This window comes from Alcanivorax sp. 1008, assembly GCF_020667895.1.
Taxonomy (GTDB): Bacteria; Pseudomonadota; Gammaproteobacteria; order Pseudomonadales; family Alcanivoracaceae; genus PGZG01.
In genome coordinates this window covers 88,092-97,792 of sequence record NZ_JAFMPS010000012.1, presented here as the reverse complement: position 1 = coordinate 97,792, position 9,701 = coordinate 88,092, and the positions used below count along the sequence as shown (strand labels likewise).

9 protein-coding genes are annotated in these 9,701 nt (G+C 56.7%); 4 read left to right on the top strand and 5 right to left on the bottom strand.

The annotated features are described in order from the left end of the window. Positions 1-644: PQQ-dependent sugar dehydrogenase (locus tag J1C54_RS12960; protein WP_229148534.1), on the top strand; the 644-nt coding region annotated here is incomplete at its 5' end. A 235-nt stretch (positions 645-879) separates the two neighbouring features. On the opposite strand, the gene J1C54_RS12955 is transcribed toward J1C54_RS12960, so the two are convergent. Then, positions 880-1,809, bottom strand: coding sequence for an electron transfer flavoprotein subunit alpha/FixB family protein (locus tag J1C54_RS12955; RefSeq protein ID WP_229148531.1), 930 nt, complete (start codon positions 1,807-1,809; stop codon positions 880-882). A gap of 1 nt (position 1,810) precedes the next feature. Then, positions 1,811-2,560, bottom strand: a complete 750-nt coding sequence (locus tag J1C54_RS12950) for an electron transfer flavoprotein subunit beta/FixA family protein (protein ID WP_229148530.1) — start codon at positions 2,558-2,560, stop codon at positions 1,811-1,813. Between the two features lie 384 nt (positions 2,561-2,944). Here J1C54_RS12950 and J1C54_RS12945 point away from each other — a divergent pair, with 384 nt between their 5' ends. Beyond that, the gene (locus tag J1C54_RS12945) at positions 2,945-4,597 is read left to right on the top strand and encodes an electron transfer flavoprotein-ubiquinone oxidoreductase (protein WP_229148529.1); all 1,653 of its coding nucleotides are present in this window, start codon (positions 2,945-2,947) and stop codon (positions 4,595-4,597) included. Between the two features lie 119 nt (positions 4,598-4,716). Here J1C54_RS12945 and J1C54_RS12940 read toward each other — a convergent pair whose 3' ends face one another. Both J1C54_RS12940 and J1C54_RS12935 read right to left on the bottom strand, forming a co-directional pair. After that, the gene (locus J1C54_RS12940) at positions 4,717-6,243 is read right to left on the bottom strand and encodes a bifunctional GNAT family N-acetyltransferase/carbon-nitrogen hydrolase family protein (RefSeq protein ID WP_229148528.1); all 1,527 of its coding nucleotides are present in this window, start codon (positions 6,241-6,243) and stop codon (positions 4,717-4,719) included. Positions 6,244-6,255: 12 nt separating this feature from the next. Then, complete coding sequence (locus tag J1C54_RS12935; protein WP_229148527.1) at positions 6,256-6,618, bottom strand: hypothetical protein; 363 nt, start codon at positions 6,616-6,618, stop codon at positions 6,256-6,258. 59 nt (positions 6,619-6,677) lie between these two features. Between J1C54_RS12935 and cobB the strand changes: the two genes are divergently transcribed. After that, complete coding sequence (gene cobB, locus J1C54_RS12930; protein ID WP_229148525.1) at positions 6,678-7,382, top strand: Sir2 family NAD+-dependent deacetylase; 705 nt, start codon at positions 6,678-6,680, stop codon at positions 7,380-7,382. Positions 7,383-7,532: 150 nt separating this feature from the next. Beyond that, positions 7,533-8,606 carry a 3-deoxy-7-phosphoheptulonate synthase gene (locus J1C54_RS12925; RefSeq protein WP_229148524.1) on the top strand — a complete coding sequence of 358 codons (1,074 nt, stop codon included), beginning with the start codon at positions 7,533-7,535 and terminating at the stop codon, positions 8,604-8,606. A gap of 33 nt (positions 8,607-8,639) precedes the next feature. Here the strand turns inward: J1C54_RS12925 and J1C54_RS12920 are convergent, their stop codons facing one another. Next, positions 8,640-9,653, bottom strand: coding sequence for an alpha/beta hydrolase (locus J1C54_RS12920; protein ID WP_229148523.1), 1,014 nt, complete (start codon positions 9,651-9,653; stop codon positions 8,640-8,642). Between the last annotated feature and the right edge of the window lie 48 nt (positions 9,654-9,701).

The window sequence follows — 9,701 nt, the reverse complement described above, 5'->3', positions numbered from 1 at the left end:
TGTTTGATCAGCAGGGCTATTTGTATCTGAGCATAGGTGATCGCGGTGAGCGGGATCGCGCGCAAAATGGCAAGGATCATGCTGGCAGCATTTTACGCCTGCATGATGATGGCAGCATTCCGCAGGACAATCCGTTTGTCGGTAATGCAGATTTTGATGATGCAATCTGGAGCTATGGCCACCGCAATCCACAGGGTATGGCACTGCATCCGGATGGCAAGCAGATCTGGCTACATGAACATGGTCCGCGTGGTGGCGATGAAATCAACCAGGTATTGCCCGGAAAGAACTATGGCTGGCCTTTGGTTACCTTTGGCCGTGAGTACTATGGCCCAAAGATTGGCGTTACCGAGATGGCGGGCATCGAGATGCCGTTGAAGCAATGGACTCCATCGATTGCCCCTTCGGGCATGGCGTTTTACCAGGGCGATGCGTTTCCTCAGTGGCGCGGCGATATATTTGTCGGTGCGCTGGCTGGCCAACATGTGGCGCGGGTACGGTTTGATGGCTTGCGCGAGGTGGAAGAAGAAAAGCTGCTTGAGGGTGTGGCACGATTCCGCGATGTACGGATTGGGCCGGATGGCTTTATTTATCTGCTGACTGATGCACCAAATGGCGCTTTGATGCGACTAAAACCCCTGTAGGAGCGGCTTCAGCCGCGAAATCTCCTAACCCAAAACCAAACCCCCACCGTCACCACCGTGCCCGGGCGCAACCGCCACCATCATCCTCCGGGGTGCCCGCTACGCTGAGTCACCCTCCGGATGATGGTGGCGTTCACGCCTAAGGGAAACACCGAGCCAACCAGAGTCAGGGGTAAAGCATAGAAAGCAAAAAGCCCGGCACAGAGGCCGGGCTTTTTTTGAGCGGGAAAACAGATCAGATCTGCTTTTCCAGCTCCGGTACTGCGTCGAACAGATCAGCCACAAGACCGTAGTCAGCAACCTGGAAAATCGGTGCTTCTTCGTCCTTGTTGATGGCAACGATCACTTTCGAGTCTTTCATACCGGCCAAGTGCTGAATCGCACCGGAGATGCCCACAGCGATGTACAGCTGCGGTGCAACGATCTTGCCGGTTTGACCAACCTGCATGTCGTTCGGTACGAAGCCAGCGTCGACGGCAGCGCGGGATGCACCAACAGCAGCGCCCAGTTTATCGGCCACCTTGTACAGCATCTCGAAGTTTTCGCCGTTCTGCATGCCGCGGCCGCCAGAGATAACGATCTTGGCAGCGGTCAGCTCCGGACGGTCGGACTTGGCCAGCTCTTCGCTGACAAAGCTGGACACGCCGGCATCTTTGGCAACATCAACTGCCTCAACAGAAGCGGAACCGCCTTCTGCAGCTGCGGCGTCAAAGCCGGTAGCACGGACAGTGATCACTTTGACGCTGTCGCTGCTCTGCACGGTAGCAATGGCGTTACCGGCATAGATCGGACGCTTGAAGGTGTCAGCGGATTCTACCGTAATGATTTCGGAAATCTGCTCGGCATCCAGCAATGCGGCAACCCGCGGAGCGAAGTTTTTACCGGTGGTGGTAGCCGGAATCAGGATGTGGCTGTAGCCCTTGCCCAGTTCGGCAACCAGATCAGCAACGTTTTCGGCCAGCTGGTGGCCGTAAGCGTCGTTGTCGGCAACCAGTACTTTGCTGACGCCAGCGATCTTTGCCGCAGCTTCAGCGGCAGCACCGCAACCTTTGCCAGCAACCAGAACGGTGATATCGCCACCGATTTTTGCCGCGGCAGTCACCACGTTCAAAGTTGCGCCCTTGATGGTGCTGTTGTCATGTTCTGCGTAGACGAGGATGCCCATGTCAGATCACCTTCGCTTCATTTTTGAGTTTGCTTACCAGCTCCTCGACGGAAGCCACCTTGATACCAGCAGAACGGGCTGCCGGTGCTTCTACTTTCAGGGTCTTGGTGCGCGGCGCGAAATCGACACCCAGATCAGCAGCGGACACGGTGTCCAGCGGCTTCTTCTTGGCTTTCATGATGTTCGGCAGAGAAGCATAGCGCGGCTCGTTCAGGCGCAGGTCGGTGGTGATTACCGCCGGCAGCTTGAGCTCAACGGTCTGGAAACCACCATCTACTTCACGGGTAACCTTGACCTTGTCACCGTCAACAACCACTTCTGAAGCGAAAGTGCCCTGACCCATGCCGGTCAGTGCAGCCAGCATCTGGCCGGTTTGGCTGTTGTCGCCGTCAATGGCCTGCTTGCCGAGGATAACCAGCTGCGGCTGCTCTTTCTCGACAATAGCCTTCAGCGCCTTGGCAATAGCCAGCGGCTGGGCGTCTTCTTCGGTTTCGATCAAAATGGAGCGGTCTGCACCCAAAGCCATGGCGGTACGCAGCTGTTCCTGAGCGGCTTTTGAGCCGATGGTCACAGCAACGATTTCAGTTACCACGCCTTTCTCTTTGAGGCGCACAGCCTCTTCGACGGCGATTTCGCAGAACGGGTTCATGGCCATTTTGACATTGGCGAGCTCTACGCCGCTGTTATCAGCCTTAACGCGCACTTTTACGTTGTAATCAACGACGCGCTTGATCGGTACAAGAACCTTCATAGAAGCCTCGGGTTTGTTCCGTTGGAATGGTTGGGACAGGAGATGGCAGGGCACCCCCCACGAAAGACGCGGTATGGTGACCGCAGACCCCGCCAAGGTCAATAGGCCGAAAAGCGCCAAGCGTATGATTTTGCTGCAAATAGAATTCACACCCTCAACACACGAGTGACGCTTCAGTCAGCCGTTTCCCTTGAAAATCAATTAGTTCGACGGGGATAATCCAAACAGTCGTTTGAATTGGTGCCACCCTGTTTACTGGATTGGCCGCAAAGCCGCCCGACAATACGTCACGCAAAGTGGCCACTGCCCTGCCTCGTGGCTATACTGCGCGCCTTTCCAACTCCGGCGCCCGTTATGCGCCCGCAACTGAACAAGGAGCAAGCTATGGAACGCGAAGCGATGGAAGTCGATGTAGTCATCGTCGGTGCCGGCCCGTCCGGGCTTGCCACCGCCTGCCGTCTGGGCCAGATCGCTCAGGAAAGCGGTCAGGAAATCAGCATCGTGGTAGTCGAAAAAGGCTCCGAGGTAGGTGCCCATATCCTCTCCGGTGCAGTTCTTGAGCCGCGTGCCCTGAACGAGCTGTTCCCCAACTGGAAGGAACTGGATGCCCCGGTCAACGTGGCGGTAAAGGAAGACGAAATCTTCTATATGACCAATGCGGAAAAGGCCATCAAAGTGCCGGGCCTGTTCGTACCGAAGACCATGCATAACGAAGGCAACTACATTATTTCACTGGGCAACCTGTGCCGCTGGCTGGCCCAGCAGGCTGAAGGCCTGGGTATCGAGATCTTCCCCGGCTTTGCTGCCAGTGAAGTGCTGTTCAATGAAGATGGCTCAGTAAAAGGCATCGCCACCGGTGACTTCGGCATCGGCCACGACGGCGAGAAGAAGGACAGCTACACCCCGGGCATGGAGCTGCACGCCAAGTACACCATCTTCTCGGAAGGCTGCCGCGGCCATCTCGGCAAGCAGCTGATGGAAAAGTACAACCTGCGCGACGGCGTCGACCCGCAACATTATGGCATCGGCATCAAGGAACTGTGGGAAATCGATCCGGCCAAGCACCGCGAAGGCCTGGTTATGCACAGCGCGGGCTGGCCGCTGACTGAATCCGGCTCCCTCGGCGGTGCGTTCCTTTACCACCTGGACAACAATCAGGTTACCCTCGGCCTGATCACTGATTTGTGCTACTCCAACCCGCACGTGTCGCCTTTCGATGAAATGCAGCGCTGGAAAAACCACCCGGAAGTGCGCAAGTATCTGGAAGGCGGCAAGCGCCTGAGCTACGGCGCCCGCGCCATTGCCAAAGGCGGTCTGCAGTCCCTGCCGAAGATGACCTTCCCGGGCGGCATGCTGGTGGGTTGCAACGCCGGCACCCTGAACTTTGCCAAGATCAAGGGCACCCACACCGCCATGAAGTCCGGCATGATGGCCGCCGAAGTAATTGCCACAGCGCTGAAAGCGGGCCGTGGCAACGACGAACTGGTCGAGTACAAAGACGTATTCAAGAACAGCTGGGTCTATGAAGAACTGTACACCCAGCGCAACTTCGGTCCGTACCAGCACAAGTTCGGCAACTTCATCGGCTCGGGTCTGGCAGTGCTGGACCTGAACTTCCTCGGCGGCAAGATGCCGTTCACCCTGAACGATCCGACCCCGGATCATGCCACCCTGAAGCCGGCGTCAGAGTGCAAGAAAATCGATTACCCGAAGCCGGATGGCAAGATCACCTTCAACAAGCTGGACTCGGTATTCCTGTCCAGCACCAACCATGAAGAAGATCAGCCTTGCCACCTGACACTGAAAGATCCGGCGGTACCGATTCAGGTGAACCTGCCGAAGTGGGATGAGCCGGCACAGCGTTACTGCCCGGCCGGCGTGTACGAAGTGCTGGACAATCCGGATGGCTCCAAGCGTTTCCAGATCAACGCCCAGAACTGCGTGCACTGCAAAACCTGCGATATCAAGGATCCGTCCCAGAACATCAACTGGGTGGTGCCGGAAGGCACCGGTGGTCCGAACTATCCGAACATGTAATTTGTTGTTCAGTTCTGCAAAACGCCGGCCTTGTGCCGGCGTTTTTGTTTGTTTTGTTTGTTGATGGGTTGGGTAGTGATCCGCCCGGTCTTTACGGCTTAAGCCGCTCCTACAGTCGGTTAAGGCTTTTTGCGGGACAGGGTGTAGAGATCCTTGCGGCGGTCCTTGAGGTTAGTCACCGAGCCTTCCTTGTGCAGCAGTTTCAGCTTTTCCAGATCCACATCGGCAAACACCAGCATCTCGGTATTCGGCACCGCCTCACTGATGATTCCGTCATGCGGGAAGTAGAAGTCAGACGGGGTAAACACCGCCGACTGCGCATACTGAATATCAACGTTATCCACCCGTGGCAGGTTTCCGCAGCTACCGGCAATGGCCACGTAGCACTCGTTCTCGATGGCCCGCGCCTGCGCACAGTGACGCACTCGCAAATAGCCATTTTTGGTGTCGGTCCAGAACGGCACAAATAGAATCTCCATGCCCTCCTCGGCCAGGATTCTCGACAGCTCCGGAAACTCGACGTCATAGCAGATCAGAATGCCGATACGGCCCGCGTCGGTTTCAAATACCTGCAGATTGTTACCACCTTCAATGCCCCAGTCGCGACGTTCACTAGGAGTGATATGAATCTTGCGTTGCTCTTCCACGGTGCCATCTCGACGACACAGGTAGGCCACGTTGTAGACATCGCCGTCGTCCACTAACGGCATGGAACCGGCAATGATGTTGATGTTGTAGCTCACCGCCATATCTGACAACGCGGTGGCAATTTCAGGGGTAAATCCGGACAGGAATCGGATCGCATCAAGCGAGCTCATGTCCAGCTCAAGGCCCATCAGCGGGGCACTAAAAAACTCGGGCAGAACACAAAAATCCGCCCGATAATCGGACAGGGCATCAACGAAAAACTCCACCTGACTGAGAAGATCCTCAACCGAACGGGCGGCACGCATGCGCCTTTGCACCACACCAATACGGGCCACACTTTTACTCACGTAATCGCTGGTGGCAGGCGGCTCATAAAGAATATTGTCCCATTCCAGCAAGGTGGCGTACCCGCGCGACTTGGAATCCTCCGGCAAGTAGCGAGTCAGTAGACGCTTGACGTCAAAACCATTGGACAACTGAAACGACAAAATCGGATCATGCAATTTCTGTCGCTCAACCTGATCGATATATTCCATTACCGACATCTTGTCAGCCTGCCCGGCATAACCCGGAAGACGGCCACCGGCGAGAATACCGCGCAGATTTTCTTCCCGGCACAGGTCCTTGCGCGCCTCGTACAGACGACGCCCCAGGCGGTAGCCGCGATACTCCGGGTGTACCAGCACATCCAGTCCGTACAGGGCATCGCCATCGGCATCATGCAGATGGATCTGGTTTTCAGTAATCAGATCTTCATAGCGATGCGGGTTGGAAAAGCGGTCATAGCTGACCTTGATGGTAAGCGCCACCGCCACCAGCTCGTCGTGGTCTTCAATACCCAGCTGTCCTTCCGGAAACTTACCAGTCAAGGCGGCCAGAGTTTTCTTCGGCCAGGCTCCGCCAATATCCGGGTAGACCAGATTCATCAGACGCGCCAATTGTGGATAGTCGTCCATCGTCAGCGTGCGCAGACGAAGTTTGGTGCTTTCCTCAGCCATTATGTCTCCGGTTCAGTTGACTTTAACGAATGGAATCAACCAGTGGGGGTCGTGGTTTCGCAGAGCATTGCCCGCGTTATCATACAGGGCGATACCATCCGGGCGGATAAACAACACCGCACCACCATGCAGACCGACGAAGCCGGCACGCTGCTCACGGACAAAGCCGCTATCTGGCTCAAACTGCAGCTTCAACGAGGCGGGTATCAACTCATGGCCAACCACACCATTACCGAGGGGATCGTCCACTGACGCGCGATCGCGGTACAGGGCGATGGAGTCGGCCAGTATGCGTAGCACCTGACCACGGTGAAAATGCAGTAACGTAGCCTGACGGCCGTCTGCATCAAGAACTTCCTGTTGGGCTACGATCATGTCACTCATGGCGGCATTATAGCCTGCTATATGTGAAGAAACAGAAATCGGGGGTCGCTATGAATATTGTTATCCTGACCGGCGCTGGTATTTCCGCAGAATCCGGCATCCGCACCTTCCGTGGCGCAGATGGCCTGTGGGAGAACCATCGGCTGGAAGATGTGGCCACAGTGGAGGCGTTCGTTCGCGACCCGGCCCTGGTGCAGCGCTTCTACAACGAGCGCCGACGCCAACTACAGCAGCCTGACATCCAGCCCAATGCTGCTCACCTTGCGCTTGCCCGGCTGGAGCAGCAATACCCCGGCAGCGTCACCCTGGTGACACAGAATATTGATGACCTGCATGACCGGGCGGGCTCCAAAAACCTGCTGCATATGCACGGCGAGCTGCTCAGTGTGTTCTGCACACGCAGCCATAAACGGAGGCGCTGGACTGACGATGTTGCCACCGCCGAGCCTTGCGATTGCTGCCAACCGCCAGGGGTTTTGCGCCCCGATGTGGTCTGGTTTGGTGAAATCCCCCTGCATATGGAGCATATTGAGTCTGCTCTGGTGAACTGCCAGATGTTTATCAGCATCGGCACTTCAGGAAACGTCTACCCCGCTGCAGGCTTTGTCCGCCTGGCTGGTCAGGTGGGAGCGCGCTGCATTGAGGTGAATCTTGAGGGCAGCATGATCAGCGATGCGTTCCATGAACACCGCGTGGGACCCGCCACCGTCGAAGTGCCGAAGCTGGTTGAGGAGCTTCTTGCTGGCCAGATATAGTCGGTAAAGCTATAGATTTCTGCAAGTAGCAGGAGGCGAGGCAGGGATAGAAAACCACTATCACCCCCATCTCCTCCCCCCATGTTCCTTCAACCTTTTGATTCCGCTAGACTGCCCAACTCATTCAGGCAAGCCACGAAAGCCGAGACCATGACTCAAATTCAGGTAGAAGATCTCAATATCGCCGCACAGACCCCGCTGATCACCCCGCGCGAGCTGAAGGCCAAGCTGCCACTCACCGACAAGGCCTGCGACACCGTAGCCAAAGGTCGTGAAGTGGTTCGTAATATTCTGGATCGCAAGGACCACCGCATCTTTCTGGTTATTGGCCCCTGCTCGATCCATGACGTCAAGGCTGCGCATGAGTATGCCGAGAGGCTGAAAGTGCTGGCAGAAGAAGTCAGCGACACCATCGTGCTGGTGTTGCGGGTCTATTTCGAAAAGCCCCGCACCACGGTGGGCTGGAAGGGCCTGATTAATGACCCTTACATGAACGACAGCTTCAAGATTGAGGACGGCCTGCATATTGCCCGCCGCCTGCTGCTCGACATGGCGGAGCTGGGCCTACCCACCGCCACTGAAGCACTTGATCCGATCACTCCGCAGTACATGCAGGACCTGATCACCTGGTCGGCCATCGGCGCGCGCACCACCGAATCGCAGACCCACCGGGAAATGTCCTCCGGTCTGTCCAGCCCGGTTGGCTTCAAAAACGGCACCGATGGCGGTCTGGAAGTAGCCATCAACGCCATGCTCAGCGTGCGCAGCCCGCACCGATTCCTCGGCATCGACAGCGATGGCAAGGTGGCAATCACCGAGACCCGTGGCAACCAGTATGGTCACGTGGTGCTGCGCGGCGGTGGCGGCAAGCCGAACTATGATTCAGTGTCAGTTGCCATTGCCGAGAAAGAGCTGACCAAGGCCGGCGTGTCCACCAACATCATGGTCGATGCCAGCCATGCCAACTCGAACAAGGATCCGGCGCTGCAGACTCTGGTAATGGAGAATGTCACCAACCAGATTCTGGAAGGCAATAAGTCCATTGTCGGCATGATGGTGGAATCACACCTGAAGTTCGGCAATCAGAAAATTCCGGCGGATCTGGAAAAGCTGGAGTACGGCGTATCGGTTACCGATGGCTGTATTGGTTGGGATGTTACCGAGCAGTCGATCCGCGATATGGCGGCCAAACTGCGCGATGTTCTGCCCTCTCGCAACAATTGATTAAACAGGGGCGGCTTCGGCCGCTCCCTGCTTTTAATGGCCCAGCCCTGTCACTATGGTAGCGCGCTGGCGAATTCTGGCCTCCCCTCCTGCTGCCCGAATTTGCTCATCAACAAAAGCACCGATCTCTCTCAACGCCAACGATGCCTCAGGCAGCCAACCACCCAAAGCCTGAAATACATGCATCATGCCATCCCACTCCTGAAGTCGGCAGGTAACACCGCAAGCCTGCGCACGCTGCGCAATACGCCGAGCATCGCTAAGCAATATTTCAATTCGGCCCACCTGAATCATCAAAGGTGGCAAACCACTCAAATCGGCAAAAATCGGCGAAAGCATGGGCGCTGCCGGATCCTGGCCCCGCGCATAAGATGAGGAAATAAAACGCAATGCATTGAGGGGAATCATGGGCTCCACATCCGCATTACTGACCAGTGTTTCACCACTGCAGGTCAAGTCGGCCCACGGGCTGATCAGTACCGCAGCTGCGGGCAACGGCAGCCCCTGCTCGCGTAACGACAGCAGCGTCACCAGAGTGAGATTGCCACCGGCGGAGTCCCCGGCAATGATAATATTTTCCGGCCTGCAGCCCTGCGCCAGTAGCGCCCGGTAGGCACTCACCGCATCCATCATAGGCGCCGGGTAATGCCAGTCCGGTGGCTGGCGATAGTCCAGCGCCAAGACTCTGGCACGACAGGCACGACTCAGTCGCCAAGTTACCGAGCGGTGGGACCGGGGGGAACCGAAGAAGTAACCTCCACCATGCAGATACAGCACCACACGGCCAGAAAGCACTTCCCGACCGGCAATTAACCACTCGCCAGGCACGCCGCCCACATCCGCTGGAGCAATGTGCACATCAGGATGAACCGGCAAGGCCAGCGTGACCGTATCAAAGCCAAGCTGGGAGAACTTCATCACTCTCGGAGTAAAAGGCACCCGAGCCACCACCGGCTTGACGAACGTGCGCATGGCACTCGCCACCAGCCGTCCCTGCCAACTGGTGGCGGGACGAAATTCAGTAATGTCATCAAGGGACTGCTGCATAACGTCACCAATACAAAAAGTGCCCCAAGACTAAGTGGTCATTTTCCT